Annotated in this window: 15 protein-coding genes and 1 tRNA gene; 12 read left to right on the forward strand and 4 right to left on the reverse strand. The window is 61.4% G+C overall.

Annotated elements, in window-relative coordinates:
* Position 1 precedes the first annotated feature (1 nt).
* Positions 2–568, reverse strand: coding sequence for a LemA family protein (locus NDO55_RS02895; protein WP_252112240.1), 567 nt, complete (start codon positions 566–568; stop codon positions 2–4).
* 51 nt (positions 569–619) lie between these two features.
* A complete protein-coding gene (locus NDO55_RS02900) occupies positions 620–1,822 on the reverse strand; it encodes an acyl-CoA dehydrogenase (RefSeq protein ID WP_252112243.1) in 1,203 nt (400 codons plus the stop codon).
* A 92-nt stretch (positions 1,823–1,914) separates the two neighbouring features.
* On the opposite strand from NDO55_RS02900, the gene NDO55_RS02905 reads away from it, so the two are divergent.
* Positions 1,915–3,402, forward strand: coding sequence for an FMN-binding glutamate synthase family protein (locus NDO55_RS02905; protein ID WP_252112245.1), 1,488 nt, complete (start codon positions 1,915–1,917; stop codon positions 3,400–3,402).
* Here the strand turns inward: NDO55_RS02905 and NDO55_RS02910 are convergent.
* Positions 3,399–3,986 (reverse strand): TetR/AcrR family transcriptional regulator, encoded by a 588-nt coding sequence (locus tag NDO55_RS02910; protein WP_252112247.1) that lies wholly within the window; start codon positions 3,984–3,986, stop codon positions 3,399–3,401. The genes NDO55_RS02905 and NDO55_RS02910 overlap by 4 nt on opposite strands.
* 253 nt (positions 3,987–4,239) lie before the next feature.
* Here NDO55_RS02910 and NDO55_RS02915 point away from each other — a divergent pair, with 253 nt between their 5' ends.
* From NDO55_RS02915 to msrA, 4 genes are all read left to right on the forward strand, one after another.
* The gene (locus NDO55_RS02915; protein ID WP_252112249.1) at positions 4,240–4,794 is read left to right on the forward strand and encodes a type 1 glutamine amidotransferase family protein; all 555 of its coding nucleotides are present in this window, start codon (positions 4,240–4,242) and stop codon (positions 4,792–4,794) included.
* A 15-nt stretch (positions 4,795–4,809) separates the two neighbouring features.
* Positions 4,810–5,559 carry a fatty acid desaturase gene (locus NDO55_RS02920; RefSeq protein WP_252112251.1) on the forward strand — a complete coding sequence of 250 codons (750 nt, stop codon included), beginning with the start codon at positions 4,810–4,812 and terminating at the stop codon, positions 5,557–5,559.
* The gene (locus tag NDO55_RS02925) at positions 5,556–6,095 is read left to right on the forward strand and encodes a sterol desaturase family protein (protein WP_252112253.1); all 540 of its coding nucleotides are present in this window, start codon (positions 5,556–5,558) and stop codon (positions 6,093–6,095) included. Before NDO55_RS02920 ends, NDO55_RS02925 begins: the two co-directional genes overlap by 4 nt.
* Before the next feature lie 73 nt (positions 6,096–6,168).
* Positions 6,169–6,834 carry a peptide-methionine (S)-S-oxide reductase MsrA gene (gene msrA / locus NDO55_RS02930; RefSeq protein ID WP_252112255.1) on the forward strand — a complete coding sequence of 222 codons (666 nt, stop codon included), beginning with the start codon at positions 6,169–6,171 and terminating at the stop codon, positions 6,832–6,834.
* A 1-nt stretch (position 6,835) separates the two neighbouring features.
* On the opposite strand, the gene NDO55_RS02935 is transcribed toward msrA, so the two are convergent.
* A tRNA-Ser gene (locus NDO55_RS02935) sits at positions 6,836–6,925 on the reverse strand.
* 147 nt (positions 6,926–7,072) lie between these two features.
* Between NDO55_RS02935 and NDO55_RS02940 the strand changes: the two genes are divergently transcribed.
* From NDO55_RS02940 to NDO55_RS12050, 7 genes are all read left to right on the forward strand, one after another.
* Positions 7,073–8,140: a lytic murein transglycosylase gene (locus NDO55_RS02940; protein ID WP_252112257.1), complete on the forward strand. Its 1,068-nt coding sequence runs from the start codon at positions 7,073–7,075 to the stop codon at positions 8,138–8,140.
* 76 nt (positions 8,141–8,216) lie between these two features.
* The gene (locus tag NDO55_RS02945) at positions 8,217–9,371 is read left to right on the forward strand and encodes a D-alanyl-D-alanine carboxypeptidase family protein (RefSeq protein WP_252112259.1); all 1,155 of its coding nucleotides are present in this window, start codon (positions 8,217–8,219) and stop codon (positions 9,369–9,371) included.
* A gap of 3 nt (positions 9,372–9,374) precedes the next feature.
* On the forward strand, positions 9,375–10,004 hold the full coding sequence (gene tmk, locus NDO55_RS02950; protein WP_252112261.1) for a dTMP kinase: 630 nt from the start codon (positions 9,375–9,377) through the stop codon (positions 10,002–10,004).
* A complete protein-coding gene (locus tag NDO55_RS02955) occupies positions 10,001–10,963 on the forward strand; it encodes a DNA polymerase III subunit delta' (protein WP_252112263.1) in 963 nt (320 codons plus the stop codon). The genes tmk and NDO55_RS02955 overlap by 4 nt, the downstream gene beginning before the upstream one ends.
* Positions 10,964–10,979: 16 nt before the next feature.
* Positions 10,980–12,485, forward strand: coding sequence for a methionine--tRNA ligase (metG, locus tag NDO55_RS02960; RefSeq protein WP_252112265.1), 1,506 nt, complete (start codon positions 10,980–10,982; stop codon positions 12,483–12,485).
* Complete coding sequence (locus NDO55_RS02965; protein ID WP_252112267.1) at positions 12,485–13,261, forward strand: TatD family hydrolase; 777 nt, start codon at positions 12,485–12,487, stop codon at positions 13,259–13,261. Before metG ends, NDO55_RS02965 begins: the two co-directional genes overlap by 1 nt.
* 61 nt (positions 13,262–13,322) lie before the next feature.
* On the forward strand, positions 13,323–13,910 hold the full coding sequence (locus NDO55_RS12050) for a retropepsin-like aspartic protease family protein (protein WP_252112269.1): 588 nt from the start codon (positions 13,323–13,325) through the stop codon (positions 13,908–13,910).
* Positions 13,911–13,993: the final 83 nt, after the last annotated feature.

Raw genomic sequence — 13,993 nt, forward strand, 5'->3', positions numbered from 1 at the left:
GTTACGCGTTTCCGAAGTCGACCTGAGGCGCCTGGAAAATGCCGGCCTCGTCGGGATCCTCATAGTAGGGCTCGGTCTTGAAGCCGAACGGCCCCGCGATGAGATTGTCGGGCACCGACTGGATGCGGGTGTTCAGGTCGCGCGCGGTGGCGTTGTAGTAGCGACGCGCCGACTGCAGTTCGTTTTCGGTCTGGACCAATTCGTCCTGCAGCTTCTGGAAATTCACGTCGGCCTTGAGGTCGGGATATTGCTCGACCACGGCCATGAGACGACCAAGCAGGCCGGTCATGATGCCATCGGCTGCCGCGGTGGCTTCCACACCTTTGGCCTGAACCGCATTGCCACGCTGGGCAATGACTGCTTCCAGCGTATCCTTCTCGTGACTGGCATAGCCCTTCACGCTCGCAACCAGGTTCGGGATGAGGTCGGCACGGCGGCGCAGCTGGACGTTGATGCCGCTAAAGGCTTCGTGGACCAGCGCACGCAGGCGCACCAACTTGTTGTAAATTCCGACGCCGAAAAGCAGCAGGATGGCAAGGACGCCAAGTACGACGACAGTCTCAAGCATGTGATGATTCCCCCAAATTTACTGTTGGGAGAGTATCTAGCACAGAATGCTTTAGAAAGCGGAAATTCCCGTAATTGCGCGGCCGAGGATGAGCGCATGGACGTCATGCGTGCCCTCGTAGGTGTTGACCGTCTCGAGGTTCACCATGTGGCGCATGACCGGATATTCGCTCGAAATACCGTTGCCGCCATGCATGTCGCGCGCGGTGCGAGCGATTTCCAGCGCCTTGCCGCAATTGTTGCGCTTCACGATCGAGATCATCTCGGGGGTGAGCTTGTCTTCCTCGAGCAGGCGACCGACGCGCAGGCTCGCCTGCAAGCCGAGGCTGATTTCGGTCGCCATGTTGGCAAGCTTCAGCTGCGGGATCTGGTTGGCAGCGAGCGGGCGACCGAACTGCTTGCGCTCGAGCTGATAGTTGCGCGCGGCAGCATAGCAGGCTTCCGCGGCGCCCATCGCGCCCCAGCTGATTCCGTAGCGCGCGACGTTAAGACAGCCGAACGGGCCCTTGAGCCCCTCGACGCCCGGCAGTAGGTTTTCCTCCGGCACTTCGACGCCGTCCATGACGATCTCGCCGGTGATCGAGGCGCGGAGCGACAGCTTTTCCTTCACCTGCGGTGCCGACAGGCCCTTCATGCCCTTTTCGAGGATGAAGCCGCGGATCTTGCCGTCATGCGCTTCCGACTTGGCCCACACGACGAAGACGTCGGCGATGGGCGAGTTGGTGATCCACATCTTGGCGCCATTGAGCAGGTAGCCGCCGTCAATCTTCTTGGCGTTGGTGCGCATGCCGCCCGGATCAGAACCGGCATCGGGCTCGGTCAGGCCGAAACAGCCGACCTTCGTGCCCTTGGCGAGGTCGGGCAGATATTTGCGCTTCTGTTCTTCCGACCCGTAGGCATTGATCGGATGCATGACGAGGCTCGACTGCACCGAGCAGGCGCTCCGATAGCCCGAATCCACGCGCTCGATCTCGCGCGCGATAAGGCCGTAGCTCACATAACCGAGACCTGCGCCGCCATATTCTTCCGCGACTGTCGCGCCGAGCAGGCCGAGTTCGCCCATCTGGGGCATGATGTCGGGATCGAACGCTTCCTCGTTGAACGCCTTGGCGACATTGGGAAGAAGCTGCTCCTGCGCATAGGCGCGGGCGGTTTCGGCGACCATGCGCTCTTCTTCGGTGAGCTGGTCGGCAAGGTTGAGCGGGTCTTCCCAATCGAAGGGGACGAGGGTCTTGGTCTTGGATTTCTGAAGCATGGGGGAGCCTTTACAGCGGCTTTGATGTGGGTTCCAGTGAAACCTTGCCCATCCGAGCGCCGTATAGGGTGGGGAGCAAAGAGGGAGTTTGTATGACCGACATCGGCAATGCCGCGGAATTCCTCGCGCTCGCCTTCATCTGGGTGATCGGATTGATCGCACTGGTCGCGGTGGTGCTCTTCATCATTGACGTTACCCAGTCGAGCGATGCGGTGCGGCGCAATTTCCCAGTGATCGGCCGGTTCCGACATCTCTTCACGGAACTCGGCGAATTCTTCCGGCAATATTTCTTCGCGATGGACCGCGAGGAAATGCCCTTCAACCGCGCCCAGCGCGACTGGGTCGACCGCGCTGCCAAGGGTAAGGGCAATACGATCGCGTTCGGCTCGACCAAGAATTTGCAGCCCGTCGGCACACCCATTTTCGTCAATTGTCCCTGGCCCAAGCTCGATCATGGCGAGACCCAGGCTGCGCCGATGCGGATCGGGCCGACGGCCAAGCATCCCTATGACGCGCCCAGCTACTTCAATGTCTCGGGCATGAGCTATGGCTCGCTGTCCAAGCCGGCGGTGCGGGCGCTGTCGCTTGGTGCTGCACGCGCGGGATGTTGGATAAATACTGGGGAAGGGGGCTTGGCGCCGGCGCATCTGGAGGGCGGCGGCGATGTCGTATTCCAGATCGGAACGGCCAAATATGGTGTGCGTACCGAAGATGGAGAGCTGTCGGACGAGAAGCTGCGCGAGGTCGCCTCGAACCCCGAAGTGAAGATGTTCGAGCTCAAATTGAGCCAGGGGGCAAAGCCGGGGAAGGGCGGGATCCTTCCCGCCGCCAAGGTCAATGAAGAGATTGCCGAAATCCGCGGCATCCGGGCCCACGAAGCCAGCATCTCGCCCAACCGGCACCCCGAGATCGACAGTGTCGACGACCTCATCACGATGATCCGGCACCTGCGCGCCGTCACTGGCAAGCCGGTCGGCATCAAGTTCGTGATTGGCGCCTATGGATGGCTGGAAGACTTTTTCGATCGCCTTTCCAAGGGCGAGCCTGACGATGCGCCCGATTTCATGACGATCGATTCTGGCGATGGCGGGACCGGCGCGGCGCCGATGCCGCTGATGGACAATGTCGGTCTGGTCATTCGCGAAAGCCTGCCGATGGTCGTCGATATGCGGGACAAGGCCGGCCTCAAGGATCGCATCCGCATCATCGCATCAGGCAAGATGATTACGCCGAGCGACATTGCCTGGGCGCTTGCGACGGGTGCCGATTTCGTCAATTCGGCGCGCGCCTTCATGTTCTCGATCGGCTGCATCCAGGCGATGAAGTGCAACACCAACAAATGCCCGACGGGCGTGACCACCCACAACAGGCGACTGCAACGCGGCCTCGTGCCAGAGGACAAGGCGGTGAAGGTCGAACATTTCGTCGAGAATATGCGCAAGGAAGTGAACATCATCGCGCATAGCTGCGGCGTCGACAGCCCACGCGACCTCAAGCGCTATCACGTCCGGATCGTCTGCCCCGATGGGCGTTCACGGCCGATGGACGAGCTTCATCCGGGGCCAGCGCTGCAGAGTTAGGGCCGTGTAATCCCCACCAGGGCCTTAAGCGCCATTCGCTGCTTTTCGATCAGTTGCTCGCGCGCTGGCGGGTCCAGTCGCGCGGCATGGCGCATGATGGTGCAGCTCGACATGACCATCCATCGCGCCGTCTCGCGGCTTTGGTCCGAGGCGTCGATATCCTCGAGGAAAGCCAAAAGCAGGTCGGCATTCCGCTCGGTGTCGCGGCGGTCCAGTTCGCTCAATGCGTTGTCGTAATGGATAGCGGGCCAAAGGCGCAGCGCGATCGGATTATCGACATAGAAGGCGAAGATGGCATCGAGCCCGGCATCGATGCGCTGCTCGGGCGTATCTTGGCGGCGATCGATGAGCGCGCGCGCAATTACCTTGTTGAGCTGATCCCCATATTTCTCGACCAGGCTTCGTAGCAGCGCGGCCTTGGTCGGGAAGAATTCGTAATAAGCGGCCATGCTGGTCCCGGTTTCGCGCAACACGGCACGTACCGAGAAATCTGCAACACCTTGCTCGATAATCAGCCGTTCGGCAGTCGCCATCAATTCGGCCAGCCGCTTCTGGCTGCGCTCCTGGACCGGCTGCTTGCGCATCCGTGTCGATTTGAGTGAATCCGGCATGCAGTGCCAGTAACTGCGCCAATTCGACTTTACAGTACAGGCTTTTGTTCAGGCTGTAGCTAAACCAGAACAGGCGTACTACTAGGAACATTGTTCTGGTTTTGTCGGGAGTCCGAAGATGAGGGAGCGGCAAGTCTTGCTTTTCGGCCACCCTCCAATTCGGCCATTCGGCCCCGATCTTCCTCTCTACGTCGATCCCGCAAATATCCGTGATGCAACCAAGGCATTGGAAACGCATCACGTTGCCACCGTTCTCGGGTCGCCTGAAGGCGGCATGATCGTGCCGGGTGATGATCCGGTGGCGCGAAGCCTTGCGCTTCCACTGCTGGACCTAAACGGCTTTGACGGGCTGCTACTGTTGGGTGGGGAGGGCGCCCTGCTGGCATTCGAGGATTACGAGGCCGTGCATCTGCTCGTCGGCAAGTTCAACGCTTCCGGGCGTCCTGTCGGGTTGGTCGGTCATTCGACCTGCGCGGTGTTCCATGCGCGCGATGGCGAGGGGAGGTTGCTCTGCGAAGGCCGTAGATGGACCGGACCGCTTGCCGAGGAAGACCGCTTGTCCGAACATTCACGCGGCGTCGACTTCCAGCCATATTATATCGAGGAACGGTCAGAGGACTTTCCCGACAGTCATTTCGTGCAAGGACCTGCATTCGAGGCGCATGTCGAGATCGACGGCGATTTAGTAACCGCTCAGCATCCGATTGCCACGGCGCAGGTCGCGCATGAAATTGCCACCATCATTGCACGAAAGTCCGGCTTTCAACCCGTCGCGGCCTAGGCCATAACCCCTTCCGTGACCGACCATATCGCAACCGAGCGCCAGGCGCGCACCGGGCTCTTGCTGGCCATCGCCGTCATTGGCGCGTGGCTTGGCGGGCATGTCGCGGCCGTGTGGGTGCTGACGGCGTGGGAACAGCCGTTCTTCGCAATCGCTCTGTTCATGGTGCAGACTTGGCTGTCGGTCGGGCTGTTCATCATCGCGCACGATGCCATGCATGGCTCGCTCGCGCCCGGTATGCCAGCGGTGAACAAGGGCTTCGGTCGGCTCGCGCTGCGGCTTTACATGGGCTTCAGCTATGACCGGCTCTATCCCAAGCATCACGCCCATCATGACCATGTCGGCACGGCCGACGACCCTGACTTCGATCCCGACCATCCCACGAGCCTGCCGCGCTGGTACTGGACCTTCATGACGCGCTATCTCGACTGGTATGTCTTCTGGGTCACGGGGACAATCGTCACCATCTATGCGGTTACGCTCTTCCTCGTTGGAGGATGGGAGCGTGCGGTGCACATCCTGTTCTGGGCCGGCCCGTCACTCGCCGCCTCGATGCAGCTTTTCTACTTCGGCACCTATCGCCCTCATCATCATGTCGAGGGCGAGGTTTTCGCCGATCACCACAATAGCCGCTCCAACGACTTTCCGGTGTGGAAGAGCCTGTTGACCTGCTTCCATTTCGGCTATCATCACGAACATCACCTGCACCCCGGCACGCCATGGTGGCGGTTGCCCGACGTGCGCCGACAAGCGAAGGCAAAATGAGTTTCGAGTTTCTCACCACATTTCCGGTCTGGCAGGGCCTGCTAATCGCACTTGGCGTCGTCGTCGCGATGGAGATCACCGCCTATGCCGTGCATCGCTGGGTGATGCACGGGCCGCTCGGTTGGGGCTGGCATGCCTCGCACCATGAGCCGCGCGAGGGCATGTTCGAACGCAACGATCTCTACGCGGTCGTCTTCGCCTTTATCGCAACGGGCCTGTTCATGGCCGGCGCGCTTGGTCCTGTCTGGCTCTGGTATGTGGGTCTCGGCACCACGATGTACGGCGTGCTCTACTTCATCGCGCATGACGGGCTGGTGCATCAGCGCTGGCCGTTCCGCATCGTCCCCAAGGGCGGCTATATGCAGCGGCTCTATCAGGCGCACCGCCTCCACCATGCGGTCGATGGTCGCGATGGTTGTGTCAGCTTCGGGTTTCTCTATGCGCCGCCCATCCGCAAGCTAAAGGCGGACCTCAAATCCAAGAGCCACCTACGCGTACGCGATCCCGACGACGTTCCCGAATTGCAGGTGCGCTGACCCCCTCAACCAAATGAGGTGTAACCTTTTCTCGGTTGTTGCCGTATCTATCTGAAAAGATAGAAAGGTTTGCATGATGCATCTCGGCAAGGTTGTGGCAGCTGTAGCAGCGATCTGGTTGATCGTCGGGCTTTCGGGCATGAGCAGCGCCCGTGCATTGCACGAGCGTGTCCCGGCGCCGCGCACTACCATCCCCAATGACCGGAGCACCGAAGTCGCCATCTTTGCGGGCGGCTGCTTCTGGGGTGTCGAAGCCGTGTTCGAGGAATTGGAGGGCGTGAAGTCCGCTGTTTCCGGCTTTTCGGGTGGGTCCAGTCCCACCGTCACCTACCAGCAGGTCATTCGCGGCGGCACCGGCCATGCCGAAGCCGTGCGCGTCACCTTCGATCCCCGCGTCATTTCCTATGGCGAACTCATGCAGGTCTATTTTTCGGTGATCGCCGATCCGACCCAGCTCAATCGGCAGGGCCCCGACGTCGGTCGCCATTATCGCGGCGCCTTCTTCCCGATCGATGATCGCCAAGCAAGCCAGGCCCGCGCTTATATCGCGCAGCTCGATCGCGCGAAGATCTGGGACAAGCCCATCGTCACGGCGATTGAGCCCTATCGCCATTTCGTGACAGCCGAAGCCTATCATCAGGACTTCGCCCGCAAGAACCCGTTCCATCCCTACATCATGCAGCATGATGCGCCGAAGGTGCGCGCGGTGAAGGAATTGTTTCCGGATATGGTGGGGTAACTGGCGGAGAGGGTGGGATTCGAACCCACGGTGCGGTTGCCCGCACGCCGGTTTTCAAGACCGGAGCATTCGACCACTCTGCCACCTCTCCGCAGCGCGTTCGGCGCAGCTAACGTCTTAGAGAGACTTTGTCACCTTTGATTCAGCTTTGAACTTCTAGCCTCACTTGGTCGCTGTGCATGGGCAATGCGACGAATTTGGCTGTTTTGCCGGACTGAGGAGGGATAGGAAGTCGATCATGAACGTAGGTCTCCTGATGCGTAGCCTCCTGTCCGCCGCCGCCTTGTGCGTTGCTGTGCCCGCGTGCGGGCAACCCACCATCGTCACACCCGAAGAGAATAGTGCAAGCACCGCCGCGATGAGTTGGCCTGCCTACAAGGCGCGGCTGATGGCATTGGCGCGCAGCGAAGGCATCAGCGATCGCACCATCTATGCGGTGATTCCCGACCTCGAACGCAACCAGCGCGTGATCGAGCTCGACCGACGTCAGCCCGGGAGCAGCTCGTCGTCGGGACGCATCCCACCATTTGCGCCCTACCAGCGTCGGCAGGTGACGCCGCAGATCATCGATCTGGGGCAGGACGAATATCGCCAGCATGCCGCTTACTTGCGCAGTCTTGAGCAGCGCACAGGCGTCGATGCAGAAATCATTCTCGCCATCTACGGCAAGGAAACCGCCTATGGCGCGATCACCGGCAATTTCGACCTGTTCGAAGCGCTTGGGACGCTGGCCTGGGAAGGGCGCCGGCGCGACCTGTTCGAACCCGAATTCATCGCTGCGCTGAAATTGCTCGACCAAGGGCACCCGCGCTCGCGCCTCAAGGGTAGCTGGGCCGGGGCCGCGGGCAAGACGCAATTCATGCCGACAAATATCCTTCGCCTTGCAGCTGACGGCGATGGTGATGGCGATGCCGACATCTGGAATTCGGAGCGCGACGCCTTCGCGTCGATCGCCAATTATCTCGTCGATGCGGGTTGGGAAGGCGGCCCGCGCTGGGGCATTCCGGTGCGTGTGCCTGCCGACCTCGACCGCGAGGCGATCAAGACTCGATTGGCGGCGCGGCGCTGCCCGGCGGTCTTTGCCCGTCACAGCCAGTGGCTTCCCATGTCGGAATGGCGCCGTCTCGGCGTGACGCCGGTCGGTCGCAGCCTTGATGGCGATACGCTCGCCACGTTGATCGAGCCCGATGGACCCGGGCGCACGGCCTATCTGACGACGCAGAATTATCGCGCCATCCTCGATTATAACTGCTCGAACTTCTACGCGCTCTCGATCGGGCTCGTCGCCGACGGCATCGAGCGTTGATCTTCGCTTGAGGGAAGGGCCGCGAGGCGCTTATGCTGCGAGCGACCCACCCTCTCGAGTAAAGAACCCAGACACGATGCGCTTTCTTCCCCTTGCCTTTCTCGCCATTCCCGCCGTTGCGCTCGCCAGCCCCGAATTCGAAGGCGAGGCACCGATTGCCTATCTGATCGACCTCCAGTCCGGCACGGTCCTCTTCGAGAAAGACGCCGACCGCCAAATCCCGCCCGCTTCGATGGCCAAGATGATGACGGCGCATGTCGCCTTCGCGCTGATCGACAGCGGCAAGCTGGACGAGGATGAGATTTGCACCGTCGATCCCGATACGTGGCGGCAATGGTCTGGCCCTGCTGCGGGGTCGACCATGTTCCTGTCGCCGGGCGAGGATGTGAGCGTCGAGAATTTGCTTTTCGGCGTGGTCACCGTCTCCGGCAACGACGCCTCGACCGTGCTCGCCGAATGCATTGCCGGCACCGAAGACGCCTTCGTAGAGCGCATGAATGACAAGGCCGAAGAACTCGGCATGTCGAACAGTCGCTTCGGCAATGCCAAGGGCTGGCCCGATGAAGGCGCAAGCATGGTGACGGCGCGCGATCTCGGTACGCTCGCCGCCTCGACAATCGACAAATATCCCGAACTCTACGCCAAATATTATGGTCGCGAAGCCTTCACCTGGGGCGAAACCGGCGGCGGCACGCCGATCACGCAGCCCAACCGCAATCCTTTCATCGACCGCCTCGAAGGCGGTGACGGCCTCAAGACCGGCCATACCGAAGAGGCTGGCTATGGCTTTACGGGATCAGCCATTCGCGACGGACGTCGCCTCGTGATGGTCGTTGCGGGTCTCGATTCCTATGGCGGCCGTGCAAGCGAGTCGGTGCGCTTCATGGAATGGGGCTTCAACGCGTGGGAGACCGAGCCTTTGTTCGGTGAAGGCGCGGAAATCGGTTCGGCAAAGGTACAGCTGGGCTCCAGCGGCAGCGTGTCGCTCGTCGCCCCGCGCGATCTTGCCGCGACCTATCCGGCCGGCAGCGACGAGGATCCGCGCGCCGTCATCCGTTACGAAGGCCCGTTGAAGGCCCCGATCGCAGCTGGCGACCATGTTGCCGACTTGGTGGTCAATCATGACGGCGCCATCTCGGTCCTGCCGCTGGTCGCTGGCGAGGATGTCGAGGAAGCCGGTTTCTTCCGGCGCGTCTGGCTCGGTTTCAAACAATTGTTCGGCATGGCCTGATCGATGGGGGCGGGGCGGTTCATCAGTCTGGAAGGCGGGGAAGGGGTCGGAAAATCGACCCAGCTCGATGCGCTGTCGCAGGCCTTGGAGGGAAGGGGGCTCGAAGTCCTCGTCACCCGTGAGCCGGGCGGGAGCCCGGGCGCAGAAGCAATCCGCAAACTGCTCCTCGAAGGCGAGGACACGCGCTGGACGCCGCGCGCCGAAGCGTTGCTCTTTGCCGCGGCACGCGCCGACCATGTCGCCAAGACGATCAAGCCCGCGCTGGCCAAGGGTGTGTGGGTGTTGAGCGATCGTTTCCTCGATTCCTCGCTTGCCTATCAGGGCGAGGCTGGCGGTCTCGGCATCGATGCGGTGCGCGACCTGCATCGCTTCGGGAGCGAGGATTTCCTGCCCGACCGGACGCTCGTCCTGCAATTGCCGGACGGTGAGGGCGCACGCCGCGCCGCCAGTCGCGACAGCGATGGTGCCGACCGTATCGGTGGCCGCTCGCCAGCCTATCACGCGCAGGTCGATGCAGGTTTTCGCAAGATGGCCGAGGCCGAACCCGATCGTGTCCAGATCATCGATGCCAGCGGCAATGCGCAGACGGTGACAGCGCGCTTGCTCTACGCATTGGGCGACCTGTTGCCATGATCATCGGGCAGGATCCGGCGCTCAAGCGTTTCCTCGATGCTTGGCAGTCGGGTACGCCGCATCATGCGTGGCTGCTCGCTGGTCCGAAGGGCGTCGGGAAAGCCACTTTCGCAACTGAAGCAGCGACGCGCATCTTGGCCGAAGCGCAAGGGCCGATGCCGGAGGGCGAGGGGCTCGACGTCGCTGCAGATCATCCCGCGCGCAAATTGCTGGACGCAGGGTCGCATCCCGACTTCCGGCGCCTGCAACGCGGCATGAACAAGTCCGGCACCGCGCTAGCGCGCAATATTTCGGTCGATCAGGTCCGCGAGCTATCCAGGCTTTTCGAAGTGACCGCGTCGATGGGCGATTGGCGCGTGATCATTATCGACAGTGCCGACGATCTCGAGGCAAGCGCGGCAAACGCCTTGCTCAAGATGCTGGAAGAGCCGCCCGAAAAGACGATCTTCTTCCTTGTCGCGCATGCACCCGGTCGATTGCTGCCGACGATCCGGTCGCGCTGTCGTCGGCTCGACTTCGACCTGCTGTCGGATGACGCCATGACGTCGATCCTCTCTCAGGAGCGTCCAGACGATAGCGAGAGCGAGCGCAGCACATTGGTCTCGCTCGGGCAGGGATCGGTGGGCAGGGCGCTGGCAATTGCCGAGCATGACCTTGGCGCATTGGCCGAGGAAGCGCGCATGCTGATGCGTGAGGGCGACCCCACCAATGCGCGCCGCTCGAAACTGGCCAAATCGCTGGCTCTGAAGGCCGCGCAGCCCAAATATGCGGAGTTTCTGGCGATGCTGCCGGGCGTGATCGCGGCCGAGGCGAAAATTGCCGAAGGGGCTCGCCGCGCCAAACTGCTCGACGCCTATGACGAGGCTCGCCGCACCGCGATCATCGCGCCGCGCCTCTCGTCTGATCCCGCATCGACCATCTTCACGCTGGCAGGACGGCTTGCCGCCGCCGCGGACTGAGGCTAGGCGGGAGCCGATGTCCAAGCCTTACTATCTCTCGACCGCCATTTCCTATCCCAATGGCGCGCCCCATATCGGCCATGCGTATGAGGCGATTGCCGCCGACGTGATGGCCCGTTTCCGCCGCAGCCAGGGGCGCGACGTCTATTTCCAGACCGGTACCGACGTGCACGGCCTGAAGATGGCGCAAGCGGCACGGGACCAGGGCATGGAGCCGGCCGAGCTTGGTGATAAAATGTCCAACATGTTCAACGCGATGTGCGATGACCTTGGCATCACCTATGATCGCTTCATCCGTACCACCGACTCCGATCATCATCGTGCGGCGCAGGCCATCTGGCGCCAGATGGCGGAAAAGGGCGACCTTTATCTCGGTCGGTACGAAGGCTGGTATTCGGTCCGCGACGAGGCCTTCTATGACGAGAAGGAGCTCAAGGAAGGCGAGAATGGCGAAAAGCTCTCGCCCGAGGGGACGCCGGTCGAATGGCAGGTCGAGGAGACCTGGTTCTTCAAATTGTCGGCCTACCAGCAGCCTCTGCTCGACCATATTGCAGCAAATCCGGACTTTATCGCGCCCAAGAGCCGCAAGAATGAAGTGGTGAGCTTCATCGAGGGCGGTCTCAAGGATCTGTCGGTCAGCCGCACCAGCTTCGATTGGGGCGTGCCGGTGCCCGACAGCCCCGGGCACGTCATGTATGTCTGGCTTGATGCGCTCACCAATTACATCACTGGTGTGGGCTATCCCGATGGTGGCGAAAATTGGGAGAAATACTGGCCTGCCGACTGCCATTTGATCGGGAAGGACATCGTTCGTTTCCACGCCGTCTATTGGCCCGCTTTCCTGATGAGCGCGGGGATCGAGCTGCCCAAACAGGTCTATGCCCACGGCTTCCTTTTGGGCGAAGGCGGCGTCAAAATGTCCAAGAGCCTTGGCAATGTCGTCGATCCGATGGAAATTGCCGGCCGGCATGGCGTCGACGCGTTGCGCTACTTCCTGCTGCGCGAAGTCACGTTCGGACAGGATGGCAGCGTTACCGAGGATGCACTCGTCACGCGCGTCAATGCCGAACTCGCGAACAGCTTCGGCAATTTGGCGCAGCGCACCTTGTCGATGATTCATAAGAATTTGGACGGCGTCTTGCCCGCGGCGGGCGACGCGGATGCCGACAAGGCATTGCTCGAGACGGTCCGCGCGGCCTGCGAGGACAAGTTGCCAGCCGAATTCGACCGCTGGGCCTTCGAGAAGGGCACCGAGGCGTGGTTGCAGGCTGTTTATGCCTGCAATGCCTATGTCGACGAGATGGCGCCCTGGGCGCTGAAGAAAACCGATCCCGATCGCATGGCCGAAGTGCTCGGTACGCTGGCGGCAACGCTGACCCCGTTGGCGAACGCGATCTTGCCGGTCGCCCCCAAAGGCGCGCAATCGATCCTTGACCAGCTTTCGGCGGGAGAGGGGGGCAGCCCTATCGACAAGCCCGTCCCTGCCTTCCCGCGCCTGGAAATGCCGACGGAGGATGCGTGATGCCACTGATCGATAGTCACTGCCATCTCAACTATGAGGGTCTGGTCGAGCGTCAGGATGACGTGCTGGCTGCGGCGCGCGAACGTGGCGTCACGGGTATGCTCAACATTTCGACGCGGCAGAAGGAATGGCCGGACATCGTCGCGACGGCGGAACGCAACGATGATGTGTGGGCGACCATTGGTGTCCATCCGCACGAAGCCGACGCGCATCCCGACCTTGGTGTCGAGGCGCTGGTCGAGGCGGCGCAGCATCCTAAGGTCGTCGCGATCGGCGAATGCGGGCTCGATTATTATTACGACAAGTCCGATCGTGAAGCTCAAAAGGCCCGCTTCGAGGCGCATATCGAAGCCGCACGCCAGACCGGCCTGCCGCTCGTCGTTCATACGCGCGATGCCGAGGAGGATACGGCCGAGATTCTGCGCCGTGCGGTCGAAAAGGGCGGCGTGAAGGGGGTGCTTCACTGCTTCACCAGCTCGCAATGGCTGGCCGACGAAGCGCTCGATTTCGGCTTCTACATCTCGCTGTCCGGCATCGTAACTTTCAAGAATGCCAAGGACTTGCAGGAAACTGCTAAGACATTGCCGCAGGACCGTTTCCTTGTCGAAACCGACAGTCCGTTTCTGGCGCCGGTGCCCAATCGCGGCAAGACGTGCGAGCCGGCATTCGTGGCGGATACGGCGGCGTTCGTGGCCGATCTGCGTGGCGAGGATCTGGACGAATTGCAGGCGCGCACGACCGACAATTTCTTCCGCTTGTTCGACAAGGCTGCTTGAGCCTTCACAAAAGGCGATTTGATCCCCATTTTGCTCTCATGAGCAGCTTGAAGGACCGCGCGTGACCAACGACTGGATGCTGGGTGGCGTCTATCTGTTGCTGGCCATGGCAATCGTGGTCTCGGCACTGCTGACCCGGCGTGAACCCATTGCAAAACTGCTAAAAATGGCGCTCGCCTGGATTGCGATCTTCGGGGCGGGTTTTGTATTGTTCGCGTTCCGGGACGATCTCACCATGGTCGGTGATCGCCTGAAGTCCGAGGTTACGGGGGCGCCGATCGAGGCCGGAACGGAAGTTCGAGTGCCGATGGCGATCGATGGCCATTTCTGGGTCGAGGTCGAAGTGAACGGCACGCCGGTCAATTTCCTGGTCGATAGCGGTGCGACGATGACGACCATCGATCGGCAAACCGCCGAGGAAGTCGGACTAGCCGTCAGCGATCGCCGCGACCAGCGTGTGCGGACCGGTAACGGCATCGTGACCGTCTCGCGCGGCCGCGCCGACACGTTGCGGCTTGGACCAATCGAACGGCAAAATATGCAGATGCATGTTGCGGACGAGCCAGGTCTCAATGTGATCGGGATGAACTATCTGTCGTCACTGTCACGTTGGGGCGTCGAGGGACGCTGGCTGGTCTTGGAGCCCTAGAGGCGAATAGCGGCGATATTCGGCATTCTCCTCTAACACGATTTTACATAATATATATTATCAGACTTATGGATCGACGGGGT

This window comes from Sphingomicrobium sediminis, assembly GCF_023805295.1.
Classification (GTDB): Bacteria; Pseudomonadota; Alphaproteobacteria; order Sphingomonadales; family Sphingomonadaceae; genus Sphingomicrobium; species Sphingomicrobium sediminis.